The organism is Alteromonas sp. (assembly GCF_984505615.1).
In genome coordinates this window covers 1-15948 of record NZ_CFHOXV010000020.1, presented here as the reverse complement: position 1 = coordinate 15948, position 15948 = coordinate 1, and the positions used below count along the sequence as shown (strand labels likewise).

The following is a 15948-nucleotide window of genomic DNA, read 5'->3' as shown; positions in this document are numbered from 1 at the left end:
GGCACGATTTCTCATCTTTGCACGGGGCCCTGCGACTAATAATCCATCGATCAGAATGTCACATGATCCGGCAGGGTGACAAAAATAGAATGGCGCACTTCGTTGTACATAGCGCGGCTGCAATGGCCTTCACCTTCTGTATCTTCCAGCAGCAGTACATCGCCTGCACCGAAAACATGACGCTCACCGTTGGAGACTTTAAATTCTGCGCGACCTTTAATGATAAACAGCAGTTGCCGCGCAGGGGCTGGGTGCCATTTAAAATCGTAATCGGCGGGGGTTTCCCTGAATATCACAGTACCGGCGTCAAAACGGTCAGATAAAAGGCCGATGGGGCCACCGTCTGACAATGGTATTTCCACTTCTCCAAAGTGACTTTTCCCTTCTTCATCATTATAGATACGTTTAATAATCATCGTCACTCCAACGTGGTTTACGGTCAAAAGATCTTAATTTGCTAAATGCTTAATGGTTGCATGTAACGCTGCAAGCGCCACTGCCACATCCTCTGTTAAAATGGACTCCGCGGGATGATGGCTTATCCCTTTGTCGCAGCGTAAAAACATCATGGCAACAGGACACATGAGGGCCATTGCCATGGCATCGTGTCCGGCTCCGGATGGCAGAGAAAAGGGGGGGACCCCGCATTCACCGATGGCCGTTTTTAAGATGGACTGCAGCCGGTGGTCGCACTGCACGGCGCCGGCACTATGGGTTTGCTCGACATGCAGAGTCAGTTTCCTGCGGGCAGCAATCTGATTAAATTGCTGCATGATTTGTTCCAGCACTGCATCACGGTGGTTGTCGTCTTCACTGCGGATATCCAGTGAAAAACGGGTACTCCCTGATATCACGTTTACGCCATTCGGGCGGTTTTCAATTTTTCCTACCGTCGCGACGACGCCGTGAGTCCTGGCCTGACTTTCAACGGCCAGAATCATTTCACTGGTAGCTGCCAGCGCGTCCAGTCGCATGTTCATAGGCACGGTACCGGCATGACCCGCCATACCGGTAACATCAATATTGAATCTGCGGGCACCGGATATAGCGGTTACTACACCTACCGGCAGATTGGCATTTTCCAGCACCGGCCCCTGTTCAATGTGCAGCTCCAGATAACCCAGCGGACGGCTGGCGGTAATATCTGCCTGCTTCACATTGTCGAAATCCAGTCCGAAAGACCGGAGTGCATCCGGCAGGCTCAGGCCATTTTCGTCTTTAAGCTTCGACCAGGCGTCCGGCCATTGTCCTGTGAGTGCCCGGCTACCCAGTAACGTAGAACCGAAACGGGTGCCTTCCTCATCGCCGAAACCGACTATGTCGAGGTGAAACGGCAGCGGGAATTGTGTGCCCTGAAGCATTTGCACAATGGCAACAGGCGCAATGACACCCAGCATGCCATCGTATTTGCCGCCATTAGGAACCGTATCCAGATGACTGCCGATAATAAACCGTGGCGCATCGGGGACTGAACTTTCAAGTCGTCCCCACAAATTGCCGGCAGCATCCTGCCAGGTAATCATGCCGGCTTCACTCATCCAGGTGGCAACAAGCCGGTTTGCCTGCTGGTGTTCGGCTGTCAGATAGCGTCTGTCCAGGTAGTCAGGTGACTGGCTGATTTGCCCGAGTTCGTCCAGTCTGGCCATCACAAGTTGTGCAAGACTCTGATATTCAGACATGTTGCTGACCTGCATAAACGTCCATGGCTGCGTCTACCGCGGCGCCCGGTCGCAGGGCGAATCCGGCACGGCGAAGTACGGTTTCTAAAGACTGAAGTGTGTGATAGACCGCATCTTCACGGGCGTTATAGCCCATTGTTCCGATACGCCATATTTTACCTTTCAGAGGGCCGAAACTGGTGCCAATCTCGATGTTAAAGGTGTTAAGCAAAGTATGTCTTATCCCTTCGCCATCCACGTTGTCAGGAATGGTCACGCCGACGACATTGGTCATTTTGTTTTTCAAATCACCAAAAGGTTTCAGAGACATTGCCTGTACGCCGGCCAGCATGGCGTTACCCGCCAGTTGATGGCGTTTAAGCACCTGATCCTGTCCTTCTTCCAGCAAATTCACGGCACATTCGCGGGCACAGAAGAGCATTGATGCTGCTTCAGTATGGTGATTCAGGCGTTCTTCCCCCCAATAATCCATGATCATAGGCAGGTCGAAATAGTTTGAACGGATCCTGGAGCCGCTGGCCGCCTGGTGATGACTGTCCCGTATTCCGGCTTCAACGTGGTGACGCTTGCGCACGCAGGCTACGTATTTTTCACTCAGAGTCACAGGTGCACTGCCACTCGGGCCGCCTAAACATTTTTGCAATCCCACCGATACCGCATCCAAGCCCCAGGCGTCAGTCTCGAAAGGGTTGCCGCCAATCGAGGCGGTGGCGTCACTGTAAAACAGTACATCGTATTTCCGGCAAATTTCGCCTAAATGCTCCAGTGGCTGCAACATCGTTGTGGATGTATCGCCCTGCACAATTGCCAGTACTTTCGGGCGGACTTCACGAATAGCTGCTTCAATTTGTTCAGGTTCAAACACCGTGCCCCAGGGCGTTTCGATAGTATGAACTTCCGCGCCGGCCCGCTCTGCAATTTCAGCCAGTAAGTGGCCAAAGCGGCCAAATACCGGCACCAGCACCTTATCGCCGGGTTCGATACAGGAGACCAGCACAGCCTCAATACCGGCCCGTGACGTACCGTCAACTAACAGCGTTTGTTTATTTCGGGTATTAAACACCTGCCGGTACAAGGCCATCACTTCGTTCATGTAGCCTGTCATCACAGGGTCATACTGACCCACCAGTTGGGTAGTCATGGCCTGTAATACACGCGGATAGCAGTTTATCGGGCCCGGGCCCATGAGTAAGCGGGGAGGGAGAGATAAAGGTTTCATAGGAATTCCTGGATAATCGTCTGCGCGAGCATGCGCACGCCGGTTATGATAAGAACAAGGGCAAAGACTTTTTTAAGCATTGCAGGATTGAGTTTGTTCGCGATGCTTGCGCCTACAGGTGCAAACAGCACAGTAAGGGGAACAATACAGGCGAAGCCAAGAAGGTTAACCAGCCCGAAAGTGGCAAACGGTGCGTCAGCAGGGCGTTCACCCACAATCAACATAGTTAACGCTGCGGGGAGAGAAATGATCAGACCCACTGCTGCGGCTGTTCCTACCGCACGGTGGGCGGGATAGTTACAAAATGTCAGAGTGGGAACGGTTAATGTGCCGCCCCCGATGCCAACCATGCTGCTGAAAAAGCCGATACAGGTAGCCATAATACTTTGACCGCCCTTGCCAGGCAGCGATTGTGCGATGGCATTTTTCTTACCAATCAGCATGTTCAGTGCCGACAGGGTAGCGATGATACCGAACATCATGGCAAGCCATTTTCCGTCGGTTTTTGTCACCAGATAGCTGCCGGCCAGCACACCAAGCAATATGAAAATTGCCCAGTGTTTAAGTAACTCAAAGTCGACATTGCCTTTCCTGTTATGGGCCATAATTGAACTGACCGATGTAGGAACAATGGTGGCCAGTGATGTGGCCGTTGCCACAATCATGGCAGTATCAGCGCTTATTCCCAGCGCCTGATACAGGAAAAACAACACCGGTACGATGACAATGCCGCCTCCGACACCCAGTAACCCGGCCAGTAGTCCGGCGAAAACACCGGTGCCCATCATGGCCAAAATAATGGTTAAATTTTCACTGATAAATTCCATTTTTATATTTCTCCCTGACCAGCTGATGCTGTTGAAACAGATGACGCCGTAGCAAAGGCTTTACCGTCACTGCGGGGATCGGTGGCTGCTTGTGTACTGCCGTCAGGGTGTCTGACTACTGCGCCGGCATGGCCCATCAGTTCGTTACAGGCTTCAACAACAACCATGTCATGTCCCCTGGACCGTAAGGCTTCGCCCACATAGTCGTTAACGTCACGTTCAACTTTCAGATTATGGCTCACATCACCCCAGGTCCGGCCCAGTAGCCAGCGACCCAGTGCAATGGATTTATCCAGCGGCTGATTGTGATAAACGTGACGGGCAAACAGCGCTGCCTGGGTTTGCGGTTGCCCTTCGCCGCCCATGGTGCCGTAACTGATGCGCCGGCCATCGTTGAGCTCTGCATAGGCAGGGTTCAGCGTATGGAAAGGGGTCAGTCCCGGTTGCAGATACTGGTGACTGGAGGCATCCAGAGAAAATGACGTCCCGCGGTTATTCCACACTATGCCTGTAGACGGACTGACTACACCGCTGCCGAATTCCCAGTAAAGGGACTGAATGTAACTTACCATCCGGCCTTCGCTGTCACATGCGCCCATCCAGATGGTGTCGCCGGGAATGGCCGGATGTGGCCAGGCTTGTGCACTTTCCAGTTGAATATGCTGTTGCATATCTTGCAGTGATTCCGGCGAGAGCAAACTCTGCAAATCAACGCTGAGGCGGCTTGGATCTGTAACATAGCGGTTTCGTTTGATGAAAGCTTGTTTGGTACATTCAATCAGTAAATGCACCATGTCGGCATCATCAGAACCTTGCTGCCAAACCCTGTCGTACAACGCCAGAATGAGTAACGAAGCAATACCCTGTGTAGGCGCAGGCAGGTTGTATAAAGTCCCTTTCGAGGTGGTGACACTCAGGGGCTCGACCAGTTTCGCTTCATAGCTGTGAAAGTCTTCAAGGGTGACCGGAGAACCTGCAGCCTGCAAATCGGCAGCCAGTTTTTCTGCGGTTTCACCCCGGTAGAAATCGTCGAGTCCGGCCTCAGCCAGATGCTTTAAGGTTTCAGCCAGTTTCGGCAATTTAACTATCTTGCCTTTCTTAAGGGCCTTCCCCTTAATCAGAAACTGGTCGAAAGCCGGATCGCCGGCGAGTGTGTCAAAGGTTTTAAAGCTGGCATCACTCAGACTTTGAGTGACTTCAATGCCCCAGCTTGCCTGATTGACAGCTGTGTCTAACAGGGTGCCCAGTGGTAAAGGTGCTTGCCATTGTGCGCTGATTTCAAGCGCTTTCTGCCAGCCTGATACTGCGCCTGCCATAGTCAGTGCCGCTTTACCTCCCCGTTCAGGGATGGCGTTCAGGCCTTTATAAAACGCCGGCGTTGCATGCTTTGCCGCAATGCCTGCTGCATCAATGCCTACCGGCGCTTTGCCGGGTTCGCTGATCAACCAGAAACCATCGCCGCCTAAGCCGTTCATATGGGGGTATTCAACGGCAACAGAGGCGGCAGCCGCTACCATGGCTTCAATCGCTGTGCCTCCTTTTTCAAGGATGGCATTTCCCACCTGCGCCGCAGCATAGTGAGGGGCAGTGAATCCGCTCATTGTGTTTTTAGTCATTATTGTGGTTTTCCTGATAATAGGGTACGGGCAATCTTCAGCAGTTGCCTGTCACTTCCCCGCGGGCCCAGAAGAGAAAGGCCACAGGGAGCATTGTTTAAACTGAACAGAGGCAGGTGTAACTGGGGACATCCGCTTAAACCTGCCAGGGATGTCAGTGAGAGTAGCTGGTTTCTGTATCCGGCTAATGATTCAGCCGGTGTAGATAATAGCGGACTGATGCCGGGGGTTGTCGGCATCACCAGAATGCGGTTTGACACCACCTCTGAAAACCAGGCATTGAAAGCGTCTCTGCGCTGTTTTGCTTCATTAACTTCATGGCTGGTTAACGCAGCACAACTATTCAGACGCAATTGAATATCCGATGCAATGTCCGGCCGGTTATTACTCAGCCAGTGTCCGTGTTGTTGCCAGATTTCATAACCCTGAATGACTCTGAATGTTTCACCGGTCTGCCAGGCTTCTGTGGTCAGTTCGCAGGGCGGCATAAACAGTTCAGGATGCAGTGAAGCTTGTGTTTCATGCCACTGCAGAATGGCTTCTCTATGTCCGCAACCGTCTGTCAGGTTGGTTACCAGACTTAGTGGCAGTGTCTCGGTGTCATGAAGGTGGGGAAGCAACACCGCAACGGTATTCTCAAGGGTTGTCAGATCTCTGGTCATCACACCTACGGTGTCAAAGGATGGCGCCAGCGCCACCATGTGGTCAGTGCTGATTTCACCGTGTGTAGGACGTAATCCAAATAAACCCTGATAGCTGGCCGGAACGCGAATGGATCCGCCGGTGTCAGTACCGAGCCCGATATCAGCAAGATTCAGGCTGACCGCTGTGGCTGAACCGGAACTGGAGCCGCCGGGCAGCCGGTCCGGCGCCGCCGGGTTCTCCGGTGTACCATAATGCTTATTTTGTCCGTTCAGACTGTAAGCCAGCTCGTCTGTAAGCGTTTTGCCCACAAACCTGGCACCATGCTGAATTAAGTTAGTTACCACCGGCGACGTTGCTAAAGGAAGAGGGTGGCTGCTCAGCCAGTCCGGATTGCCTGCAGATGTAGGAAGCCCTGCCATATGGAAAAGATCCTTAACGGCAAGGCGATAGCTGGCAAGAGGCACAGCGGTATTATTTTGTATGCACAGTGGTGCACCTGACTTTTGCGGTAAAGTCATAAACGGGTTTGTTGTGGTATGCATGACTGGAACGGTCGGATTGCGTTGTTCTATGAAACAATCGTTTCACCATTCTGTCAATAGAAACAAATGCTTTTTTCCACATGTTTTCATATTGATGGCGACTATTTATGTTATGAATTTGTAAAATTATGCTGCGCTGCAGTATGTTTGACACTTATGTTCACACTGGTGTGGCATAGGAATTACAAATGATCCGTCCGTTTATACGGTTTCATTCAGGAGTGAAGCACATGGCATTAAAAAAAGGCTTTAAGTCGTTACTGGAAGACGCATCAGCGCGCATCGGAACCATAAGCCCTGAGCAGGCAAATGAAACAGTGTACAAAGCGGACGTTGTACTGGTGGATATTCGTTATGTCAGAGAACTTGAGCGGGAAGGGCAGATCCCGGGAGCAATCCACGCTCCCCGCGGTATGCTGGAGTTTTGGGTCGACCCGGACAGTCCATATTACAAACCGGTATTCGGTGGTGGTAAGCGCTTTGTTTTGTATTGTCAGTCGGGATGGCGTTCCACGCTGGCAACAGCAACTTTGATGGATATGGGGTTTGAAGATGTCGTCCACATTGAAGGCGGCTTCGATGCATGGAAAGTGGCCGGTTTACCGGTGGAACCTTATACCCGTTAAAGGGAAGCCGGATACAGCAGAATGAAGTCTGTTGTATCCGGATTGCGTTACGTCAGGCTTCGATGAAGTGCTGGCTAAGAAATGCTTTTTCTTCTTTGGTCGATTTGCGCTTCAGCGCTTTATTGCGTTGCGGATAGCGGCCAAATTTTAGCAATAAATCCCGGTGTTCCTGCTCGTATTCAAATTCCAGCTCCAGACCGTCTATATTAAACAGTTCCATGGCCATGTCATGAATAGCCAGTGATTCGGAATGCATAAAGGGCATGAATAAAAAGGTCTTCTGAGCCACGGTAAGTGCTTTATCAGCTTCTACTCTCAACGCTTCCTGGGACAGGGCCAGCGCCATACTGTCGCAAGCGAAAGCGCGGGCATCGTTACGGTAGATATTACGTGAGAACTGATCCAGTACAATAATTTCGGCCAGTCTGCCTGACGGTGTTGCACGCCAGGGCCATAATTCACTGTTTGCGGCTGCGTTGTGAACTTTCCCGAACCGGGACCGGATTAAATTATCTAACCCCTCATCTGCACGGAACCACTGTTCTGATTCCAGCTCGTTGAACCAGAAAGCGAGAACACTGGAAGCTTCTTCCAAAGGGATAATTGATGTTTGCATGTTACTCCTGTTTATCACGTCCGTTGTGCGCAGGTAATTGCCAGTTGTCCTTACACTGTTCAAATGCGGCCGGCACCGCCTTATCAGACCAGTAATTTGTATACTGTCACAAAGGTTAAAAAATAATCAATTTAAAATGACGATTTTTTTACGCATTTAGTCGCATTTTAGTTCGACTACTGAAAACGCATTAAGGTTCAAGCTCGTCGAGCTCATCATACATACTGGCAATGCGGGCGGCGCGTTTTACAGCTTTATCTCCCAGCCTTTCAAATACTCTGTTCGCGAGAAAAGAGATCAGGCTCATAGGTGCTGCATAGCTGTCGAAGGCATGTTGCTGGCCGGGATGGCAAACCAGCAGATGAGACACTTTCTGGTTATACACCTGGCCCGTGGGGTCGGTGATCAAAACGGTGGTGTGGGCATTCAGCGCGTCTACAATCCGGGAGAATATACGGGTGCGTCTGCGAAAGCCCAACAAAACCACCACTTCATTTTCCGGAATATCAATAAGATCTTCACCCAGCGACTGGCCGGGTTGAGGCAAAAGCCTTACTGTGCTGCGTACCTGTTTCAGTTGCTGTCTGAAATGCAGCGCCAGCGGGTAGGCGTTCCTGTAACCTATCAGCGTAATTCGTTCAGAATCTGCCAGCAACGACACTACCTGGTCCACCGTGTCCGGTTTCAGTCCGTCGAAGGTCATGGCTAAATTGCGGATTTCCTGTTGATAATGATCCGGTTGATTTTCATCCAGCGGTAATGGCAGGCCTTTTTCACGCATCGACAGCATGGCGTCTTTCACGTCCTGGTGAGACTCAAACCCTAACTGACGGAAAAAACGGCTGACGGTAGCTTTGGATGTGCCGCTCAGTCTGGCGATTTCAGCAGTACTTTTGCTCACCAGTGCGATGGGATGCTGCTGAACGTAGGCAGCAATCTGCCTGGCTGAAGGCGACAGAGAAGGGTATTGCTGCTCAATCAGGCCTAATAAATCTTTTGGCGATGCCATTTAACCCGCTCATTTCTAATCATTACCGGGACAAAGGTAATGCAAAATTGCTTCAGAGCCAACCTTTTAGCAATTCAATCCTTTTCCCCAGAGGGAGCTGCCGGCAATGATAGTGTGAATGCCGCCAGGCCTCTTTCGTTTCTGCTGTCTTTTTTTCATACCAATTATTGATAAATAAACGCTGATTTTTTCACCATAACGGGACGAATAGCATTATAATGTCACGGTACTGTCATATTAATTTGTTAAGGGCTTTTCAGATGCGTTTGTGGGCGGAAATGATTGCGCTGTTCTTTATGTTACCGCTGGCAATTGCCTACTGGGTTAATCAGGTCGCCGGATACCTTATGCCTTTGTTGGGACTCACCGGTGTTGCCTGCCTTGCGGTACTGCTCGCAGATAAACAGTTCAAGCGTTTCAGATTGTGGCACTGGCAGGATTTTTTCACCCACCTTCGTACTACATTAAAATTGTTCATTCCCTGGGCCTGCCTGCTGGGCGCACTGGTTTATCTGATAAAGCCGGAACTGTTTCTGCAATGGCCCCTGAACGAACCTGAATTATGGATGCTGACATTACTGATCTATCCCATCGTTTCGGTGATCCCTCAGGAAATAATTTTCCGCACGTATTTTTTTCATCGTTATAAGACCATTTTGCCGTCAAAGATGATGCGTTGGGGGATCAGCACCTTCGTTTTCGGACTGGTGCATCTGGTTTATGGTAACTGGATTGCCATGATACTTTCGTGGTTCGGTGGTGCGCTGTTTGGTTACCGGTATATGCAGACGCGTTCTACACCGGTTGTCGTTGTTGAGCATGCGATTTGGGGCAGCTTTATTTTCACCATTGGTCTTGGATCTTATCTGGTGATTTCTCCTCCCTGAGGACGTGTTAAAGAAGTCACACTGTCAACGGGATAAGCTGTTAAGATAGCTGGAAATTATTGTCTGGCAGTCTGTGATTTTGCTGCCGGCATCGTCAGATTATCCGGAAAACCCATGGCACTGAAAGCGACTATCTTCAAAGCAGAACTATCCATAACGGATATGGACCGCAACTATTATAACGACCACAACCTGACCATTGCCCGTCATCCCTCTGAAAACGATGAACGTATGATGTTGCGTATCATTGCATTTATCGCCAATGCCCATGAGCGGCTGCAATTTACCAAAGGCTTATCTGATGATGATGAACCTGATTTGTGGCAAAAAAGCCTGAGTGATGAAATTGAACTGTGGATTGAACTGGGCCAGCCCTCAGAACAACGGATTAAAAAAGGCTGTAATCAGAGCCGGCAAATGCTTATTTACGCCTGCGCCGATAACAGTTTCGAAGTGTGGTGGAAAAAAGAGCAAAACAAACTTCAGAGCCGGAAAAATTTATCTGTTTTCACCTTGCCTGAATCTGTGGTGACCAGGCTTGCAAACGCAGTTCAGCGTTCAATGCAAATTCAGGTTACCGTTCAGGATGGCCAGATGTGGCTTAATATTGAAGGTGGTGGTGTAACAGAAAGTGTTGAAGTATCAACAGAACAGCGGATGTAAAGCCAGGGCAGCCCCGTCTCTGCCATTAGTTTTTCGACGTTCAGGCTTGACTGATTTGGCTGACCCGATATGTTAGACGATACGCTTCGCCGTTTTATGGGCTTTTCATAAGGAAGTGCATTGCAAATATTCAGGTCAATTTTCCTTACCATGTTACTCATGCCCTTTGCTGTTATGCCGGCAGAGGAAACTGCAGAAAACGATGTAACGGCTTGTGGCTTCAGCCCGCAGGCCATTGCTCTGGCAAAACTCATACAGCAGGATCCGTTACAGCAGCGCGCTTCCATTCAATGTCATCCGCTGCTTGCTCAGGCCGCAGATGATAAAGCCCGGGTCATGGCTGAGGTTGGTATGGTCATGCACAATGTGGGAGGCAGTCCTAACAGCCGTTTGCGGGAAATCGGTTTTCCGCTGCCACGCTATTACAGCGGTGTTATGGGTAATCAGGTGGAAGCTATTGCCGGCGGCTACACGACACCGGATTCTGTTTGGCGTGCTTTTAAAGGCTCAAAGTCTCACCGGCAACATCTGCTCGGTGAGCTTGATTTTTATCGGGAACAGCAGTTTATCGGCGTAGGATTTTATTCCGACCGTCATGCGCCTCACGTGGAATACTGGGTTGTTTATGTCACAAAGGCGGCGGACAATCTGCCGGTGCCGGACTTTGAGTTTATACCCGACAAAGGCATTTTTGTTGTACAGCAAGTTAAGCCTGAAATTAACCTGTCTTCGCCACAGTGACTGATGAACACTTATTCCCTGTAACATTACCCCGCCTGTGGCGATAAATTGCACCGTCCAAGGAAGTGCTGCCACAATCCGATATGTTCTGCCATCACCTCACGGTATTGCCGGAACTCCAGTTCACGCTCAGTTAAATAGTCTTTGAATGCCTCAGACAAATAAGGGGATGCCTGAAGCGTGTTCAGGGTTGGCTGCAGTTTATACATGTACTGATTTAACTGACTGCCGGCAGGTTGTATGCGTTCAATGAAGAACAGATAAAAAACATTTCTGAGTATTTCTGCCTGTTCAGAGGCTTTACCGTTATCACAGTTAATGTCTGCCAGAGGAGCGGGGAGTAAGCGGTTCAGGGCAGATAAATGTGCCGAGAAGACTTTTTGAGATTTCCAGACTTTGGCCGGAATGCGGGATGATTCCAGAATTTTAAGTTGCCCGTTAATTTGTTCTGATGTGACATTTCCTGCATCAGGCAGGGTTGTTAACCAGGCCAGAGCATTAATACCGCTTTCGGCATCGCGGTTATTACCGGCGGTTATCAATTCCTTGCTCTGAGAGAGCGCCTGGCGGGTTTCGGTACTGGTTTGGATCAGGTTCGCCCACACTTTCTGCAGTTGTGTTGCTTTCATTGCCCGAAGTTCATCCAGCCGGTTGGCAAGTGACGGGTTTTCATCCGTTTGTTTTAGTTTTCTGACACAATTTTCCAGCGCCGTTACCAGCGCGGATTCATATACCCAGCTCGCAGCGGCATCCTGTTGTTTTCCAAGCGTGGTGTTCCGTTCTGCTACCAGCGTACCTAATTCACAGGACTGAATAGAATAAAAATCGGGTAAGGTTATTTCAGCCTCTTCAAGGGGATTAAACAACGTTTGCCGGGAAGGATAGGGTAGCGTTGTGTCAGATCCCACATCAGGGAAGCTGCTATCCAGCACCCGTGCCAGGCGGGAGGCGTATTCTTCAAGGTCCGTCGTCAGCGGGGGCGCCAGCCCGCAGCCATTCAAAATCAGGGCGGCGATAACAGACAGCAGTATTTTCAGGAATGTCAGGAGTGTCTTTGGCATTACTCAACAGGTTGCCGGATAGCGGAAATTTGTTCTTTGCACGATTGTATATAGTGTCCGCCAAAAAGTAATGCATGATTGAGCAAATGATAGAGATTATAGATGTGCTTTCTGTTCCGGTAACCTTTATCCAGTGGCCATGTCTGGTTATATCCGGCGTAAAATTCCTGTGGAAACGCGCCGAAAAGCTCTGTCATGGCAATGTCTGCTTCACGGTCACCATAGTAAACCGCCGGATCGTAAATGACCGGGCCGAACTTACAAAAACCGGCATTGCCACTCCATAAATCACCGTGCAGTAATGACGCACGTGGCTGATGCTCTTTTAACAGCGTATGGATTTGTGTCACCAGTACATCAATATTGGTGAGGCGAATCCCGTGACGGGCACAATCTTCCATCATCAGGCCAATCCGGGTTTCGGCAAAAAAGCGAGACCAGTTTTTGTTAAGCGTATTGTGTTGCCGGGTCTGACCAATGTAATTGTCTTCGTGCCAGCCAAACTGTTGGGCGAGGGCTGTACGGTGGAGCGTTGCCAGCCGCTCGCCGAACACAGACCATTCGCCTTTGCCGGGCTGGCGCAACTTGAGATGTTGCAGCACCAGATATTCAAAATGCTGGTCATCTTCGTCGATTTGTCCGTGACACACTGCGGCGGGTACATACAGCGCGCCGGACCGGGATAATGCCTTCAGTCCGTCCATTTCGTAACGCAGCTTATGGCCATTCAACAGCGGGTTGATTTTTACAAAGTACCGGTGGGTTTCATCATTGATAACAAAGGCAGAGTGGGTATCACCGCCGCTGATCGTTGCACGTTTTGTGTAACTAAAAAATGTCTGTGTTGCATCGCTTATATGTTCGCAGATGAAATGCCACATAGGAATAAACGTCATTGACCGCCAGGTGAACCATGGAGAAATTATGGCAAACATTACTGTGAATGCCAGCAACGAAAACAGCTGTATTCACAATTAAAGTAATGTGTCATTGCGCACAGCATTTAAGCCGTTATAATTCGGTCTCTTTTGTCAGATGCAGGTAGGCATCTGAATACTTTTCATTGCGTTATTTTAACGCTGTACACCACAAATTAATGCAAGTGGCGCAGAGTAGGCGTCACCACTGTAAAGGATATAACATGCCTGTAATTACACTTCCTGACGGAAGCCAGCGCGCTTTCGATTCTGCTGTTTCGGTAATGGATGTTGCTGCTGACATCGGCCCCGGTCTCGCCAAGGCGACCATTGCCGGCCGTGTTAACGGTGACCGTGTAGACGCCTGCGACCTGATTGAGTCTGACGCAGCGTTGCAAATCATTACCGCTAAAGACGAAGATGGTCTTGAAATCATCCGTCACAGCTGCGCGCACTTAATCGGCCACGCTATTAAACAGTTATGGCCTGATGCAAAGATGGCAATCGGTCCGACTATCGACAACGGCTTTTATTACGATGTGGATATGGAACACAGCCTGACGCAGGAAGATTTGCAGAAGCTTGAAAAGCGGATGCTGGAGCTGGCCAAAACTAACTACGACGTAGTGAAGAAAAACGTTAGCTGGCAGGAAGCGCGGGATACTTTTGAAGCCCGCGGCGAAACCTATAAAATGGAAATTCTCGACGAGAACATTCCTAAAGACTCTTTCCCTGGCCTGTATCACCACGAAGAATACATCGATATGTGTCGTGGTCCTCATGTGCCGAACATGAAGTTCTGTCAACATTTCAAACTGATGAAAGTGGCGGGTGCCTACTGGCGTGGTAACAGCGACAACAAAATGCTGCAGCGTATTTATGGTACAGCCTGGGCAGACAAGAAACAGTTGAAAGCTTACCTGCAACGCCTGGAAGAAGCTGAAAAGCGTGATCACCGTAAAATAGGTAAAACCCTGGATCTGTTCCACTGGCAGGAAGAAGCGCCGGGCATGGTGTTCTGGCATAACGACGGCTGGTCTATTTACACCGAGCTTGAGCAGTTCGTGCGTAAAATGCTGCGGAGCTATTCCTACGACGAAGTAAAAGGTCCGTTGATGATGGACCGCGTATTGTGGGAAAAATCCGGTCACTGGGATAAATACGCTGAAAACATGTTCACTACAGAATCGGAAAAGCGTGAATATGCCATTAAGCCGATGAACTGTCCGGGTCACGTACAAATATTTAACCAGGGGCTGAAATCATATCGCGACCTGCCTTTGCGTATGGCTGAGTTCGGTTGCTGTCACCGTAATGAACCTTCCGGTGCCTTGCATGGTCTGATGCGTGTTCGTGGATTTACCCAGGACGATGCCCACATCTTCTGTACTGAAGAACAAATCCTCAGTGAAGTGGGGCTGTGTATCGACATGATTTACGATGCCTACAAGGCGTTCGGCTTCGAAAAAATTGAAGTTAAGCTGTCTACCCGCCCTGAAAAGCGCGTAGGCAGTGATGAAATCTGGGATAAAGCAGAAAAAGCACTGGCAGAAGCGCTGGACAGCAAGGGTATCGAATTCAGCTGGTTACCGGGAGAAGGTGCCTTCTACGGCCCTAAAATTGAATTTACCCTGTATGATTGTCTGGACCGTGCATGGCAGTGCGGTACTGTGCAACTCGACTTCTCTATGCCTGGCCGCTTAGGTTCAACTTACGTTGCTGAAGATGGCGAGCGTCGGGTTCCGGTGATGATTCACCGTGCGGTGTTAGGTTCTCTTGAACGTTTCATCGGTATTCTTACTGAAGAATTTGCCGGATTCTTCCCGCTCTGGTTAGCACCTCAGCAGATGGTGGTGATGAATATTACCGACAATCAGGCTGAATATGTGCAAAAAACTGTACAAAAACTGCAGAATGCAGGATTTAGAGTAAAGTCTGACTTGAGAAATGAGAAGATAGGCTTTAAAATCCGCGAGCACACTTTAAAGCGCGTTCCTTATATGTTGGTCTGTGGTGACAAAGAAGTCGAAGCAGGGCACATCGCCGTTCGTTCCCGTAAAGGTGATGATTTAGGCTCAATGTCTGTTGATGCCTTCATTGAACTGGCACAAAAGGAAGTTGCGGAGAAAACCATTAAGTAATGGTGAGTGTATAAGATTCAGCCCGCTGGCATGAGAAACTGGCGGGCATCAGTTTTTAATTTTTGGAGGATTAGCACATTAAAGGCGCTAATAATAAGGCTCAGGGCGATAAAGCCCGCATTAATGACGAGATCCGTGCTCGCGAGGTACGATTAATCGGTAAAGATGGCGAACAGATTGGAGTAGTGTCTCTCGCAGAAGCGATGCAGACAGCTGAAGAAGCAACTCTTGATCTTGTGGAAATCAGTCCAAATGCTGAGCCGCCAGTCTGTAAAGTTATGGACTATGGCAAATTCCTCTTCGAGAAAAGTAAAGCTCAGAAAGAGCAAAAGAAAAAACAGAAGCAAATTCAGGTCAAGGAGATTAAATTTCGCCCTGGCACTGATGAAGGCGATTACCAGGTAAAACTGCGCAACCTGCGTCGCTTTCTGGAAAGTGGGGATAAGGCTAAAGTCACGATTCGCTTCCGCGGACGTGAAATGGCCCACCAGGAGATCGGCATTGAGCAACTGAACCGTGTTAAAACGGATTTAGAAGACATTGCCACTTGCGAGTCTTTTCCACGTCGCGTGGAAGGCCGCCAGATGATCATGGTGCTTGCCCCAATTAAGAGGTAGTAGTGGTCTAAAGTTTTCAGAGAATCTGCACCTTTGAAACACCCTGCTGCAAACATTAGCCGGCAATAAGTGACTGCACACTGAAGGCCGATATTAAACAATGCGGAGTTTTAGCAATGCCTAAAATGAAAACTGTAAGCGG

Annotated in this window: 16 protein-coding genes; 6 read left to right on the top strand and 10 right to left on the bottom strand. The window is 49.6% G+C overall.

Annotated features, from left to right (window positions below):
* Positions 1-50: 50 nt before the first annotated feature.
* From AC4PME_RS12125 to AC4PME_RS12100, 6 genes are read right to left on the bottom strand one after another with little or no spacing between them, the layout of a single operon-like run.
* Positions 51-416, bottom strand: coding sequence for an AraC family ligand binding domain-containing protein (locus AC4PME_RS12125; protein ID WP_491045538.1), 366 nt, complete (start codon positions 414-416; stop codon positions 51-53).
* 33 nt (positions 417-449) lie between these two features.
* Positions 450-1679: an allantoate amidohydrolase gene (locus tag AC4PME_RS12120; RefSeq protein ID WP_491045537.1), complete on the bottom strand. Its 1230-nt coding sequence runs from the start codon at positions 1677-1679 to the stop codon at positions 450-452.
* Positions 1672-2898 carry a pyridoxal-phosphate-dependent aminotransferase family protein gene (locus tag AC4PME_RS12115; protein WP_491045536.1) on the bottom strand — a complete coding sequence of 409 codons (1227 nt, stop codon included), beginning with the start codon at positions 2896-2898 and terminating at the stop codon, positions 1672-1674. Before AC4PME_RS12115 ends, AC4PME_RS12120 begins: the two co-directional genes overlap by 8 nt.
* Positions 2895-3725: a sulfite exporter TauE/SafE family protein gene (locus AC4PME_RS12110; protein WP_490709385.1), complete on the bottom strand. Its 831-nt coding sequence runs from the start codon at positions 3723-3725 to the stop codon at positions 2895-2897. The genes AC4PME_RS12115 and AC4PME_RS12110 overlap by 4 nt, the downstream gene beginning before the upstream one ends.
* Positions 3726-3727: 2 nt before the next feature.
* Positions 3728-5341 carry a gamma-glutamyltransferase family protein gene (locus tag AC4PME_RS12105; RefSeq protein WP_491045535.1) on the bottom strand — a complete coding sequence of 538 codons (1614 nt, stop codon included), beginning with the start codon at positions 5339-5341 and terminating at the stop codon, positions 3728-3730.
* Positions 5341-6528: an amidase gene (locus AC4PME_RS12100; RefSeq protein WP_491045534.1), complete on the bottom strand. Its 1188-nt coding sequence runs from the start codon at positions 6526-6528 to the stop codon at positions 5341-5343. The genes AC4PME_RS12105 and AC4PME_RS12100 overlap by 1 nt, the downstream gene beginning before the upstream one ends.
* Before the next feature lie 230 nt (positions 6529-6758).
* On the opposite strand from AC4PME_RS12100, the gene AC4PME_RS12095 reads away from it, so the two are divergent.
* Positions 6759-7154, top strand: a complete 396-nt coding sequence (locus AC4PME_RS12095; protein WP_491045533.1) for a rhodanese-like domain-containing protein — start codon at positions 6759-6761, stop codon at positions 7152-7154.
* Between the two features lie 52 nt (positions 7155-7206).
* Here the strand turns inward: AC4PME_RS12095 and AC4PME_RS12090 are convergent, their stop codons facing one another.
* Together AC4PME_RS12090 and AC4PME_RS12085 are read right to left on the bottom strand one after the other, a co-directional pair.
* Entirely contained in the window at positions 7207-7770 is a 564-nt protein-coding gene (locus tag AC4PME_RS12090) for a DUF924 family protein (RefSeq protein ID WP_119501602.1), read from the bottom strand.
* A gap of 190 nt (positions 7771-7960) precedes the next feature.
* Entirely contained in the window at positions 7961-8779 is an 819-nt protein-coding gene (locus AC4PME_RS12085) for a MurR/RpiR family transcriptional regulator (RefSeq protein WP_119501601.1), read from the bottom strand.
* Positions 8780-9039: 260 nt separating this feature from the next.
* Between AC4PME_RS12085 and AC4PME_RS12080 the strand changes: the two genes are divergently transcribed.
* From AC4PME_RS12080 to AC4PME_RS12070, 3 genes are all read left to right on the top strand, one after another.
* Complete coding sequence (locus AC4PME_RS12080; RefSeq protein WP_119501600.1) at positions 9040-9666, top strand: CPBP family intramembrane glutamic endopeptidase; 627 nt, start codon at positions 9040-9042, stop codon at positions 9664-9666.
* Between the two features lie 114 nt (positions 9667-9780).
* Positions 9781-10329: a YaeQ family protein gene (locus tag AC4PME_RS12075; RefSeq protein WP_119501599.1), complete on the top strand. Its 549-nt coding sequence runs from the start codon at positions 9781-9783 to the stop codon at positions 10327-10329.
* Between the two features lie 120 nt (positions 10330-10449).
* Entirely contained in the window at positions 10450-11070 is a 621-nt protein-coding gene (locus AC4PME_RS12070; RefSeq protein WP_232373355.1) for a CAP domain-containing protein, read from the top strand.
* A gap of 26 nt (positions 11071-11096) precedes the next feature.
* On the opposite strand, the gene AC4PME_RS12065 is transcribed toward AC4PME_RS12070, so the two are convergent.
* Positions 11097-12131, bottom strand: coding sequence for a DUF3080 family protein (locus AC4PME_RS12065; protein WP_119501598.1), 1035 nt, complete (start codon positions 12129-12131; stop codon positions 11097-11099).
* Positions 12131-13066, bottom strand: a complete 936-nt coding sequence (locus AC4PME_RS12060) for a fructosamine kinase family protein (protein WP_491045532.1) — start codon at positions 13064-13066, stop codon at positions 12131-12133. Before AC4PME_RS12060 ends, AC4PME_RS12065 begins: the two co-directional genes overlap by 1 nt.
* Before the next feature lie 206 nt (positions 13067-13272).
* Between AC4PME_RS12060 and thrS the strand changes: the two genes are divergently transcribed.
* Positions 13273-15189: a threonine--tRNA ligase gene (gene thrS / locus AC4PME_RS12055; RefSeq protein WP_474851294.1), complete on the top strand. Its 1917-nt coding sequence runs from the start codon at positions 13273-13275 to the stop codon at positions 15187-15189.
* Between the two features lie 77 nt (positions 15190-15266).
* The gene (infC, locus tag AC4PME_RS12050) at positions 15267-15806 is read left to right on the top strand and encodes a translation initiation factor IF-3 (protein WP_119501596.1); all 540 of its coding nucleotides are present in this window, start codon (positions 15267-15269) and stop codon (positions 15804-15806) included.
* Positions 15807-15948: the final 142 nt, after the last annotated feature.

Bases quoted from the DNA above. Each gene is read 5' to 3' on its own strand.
- AC4PME_RS12075 (WP_119501599.1), top strand. From the start codon at position 9,781: ATGGCACTGAAAGCGACTATCTTCAAAGCAGAACTATCCATAACGGAT.
- AC4PME_RS12100 (WP_491045534.1), bottom strand. From the start codon at position 6,528: ATGCATACCACAACAAACCCGTTTATGACTTTACCGCAAAAGTCAGGT.
- AC4PME_RS12095 (WP_491045533.1), top strand. From the start codon at position 6,759: ATGGCATTAAAAAAAGGCTTTAAGTCGTTACTGGAAGACGCATCAGCG.
- AC4PME_RS12125 (WP_491045538.1), bottom strand. From the start codon at position 416: ATGATTATTAAACGTATCTATAATGATGAAGAAGGGAAAAGTCACTTT.
- AC4PME_RS12105 (WP_491045535.1), bottom strand. From the start codon at position 5,341: ATGACTAAAAACACAATGAGCGGATTCACTGCCCCTCACTATGCTGCG.
- AC4PME_RS12065 (WP_119501598.1), bottom strand. From the start codon at position 12,131: ATGCCAAAGACACTCCTGACATTCCTGAAAATACTGCTGTCTGTTATC.
- AC4PME_RS12090 (WP_119501602.1), bottom strand. From the start codon at position 7,770: ATGCAAACATCAATTATCCCTTTGGAAGAAGCTTCCAGTGTTCTCGCT.
- AC4PME_RS12115 (WP_491045536.1), bottom strand. From the start codon at position 2,898: ATGAAACCTTTATCTCTCCCTCCCCGCTTACTCATGGGCCCGGGCCCG.
- AC4PME_RS12085 (WP_119501601.1), bottom strand. From the start codon at position 8,779: ATGGCATCGCCAAAAGATTTATTAGGCCTGATTGAGCAGCAATACCCT.
- AC4PME_RS12110 (WP_490709385.1), bottom strand. From the start codon at position 3,725: ATGGAATTTATCAGTGAAAATTTAACCATTATTTTGGCCATGATGGGC.
- thrS (WP_474851294.1), top strand. From the start codon at position 13,273: ATGCCTGTAATTACACTTCCTGACGGAAGCCAGCGCGCTTTCGATTCT.
- AC4PME_RS12060 (WP_491045532.1), bottom strand. From the start codon at position 13,066: ATGTTTGCCATAATTTCTCCATGGTTCACCTGGCGGTCAATGACGTTT.
- AC4PME_RS12120 (WP_491045537.1), bottom strand. From the start codon at position 1,679: ATGTCTGAATATCAGAGTCTTGCACAACTTGTGATGGCCAGACTGGAC.
- AC4PME_RS12080 (WP_119501600.1), top strand. From the start codon at position 9,040: ATGCGTTTGTGGGCGGAAATGATTGCGCTGTTCTTTATGTTACCGCTG.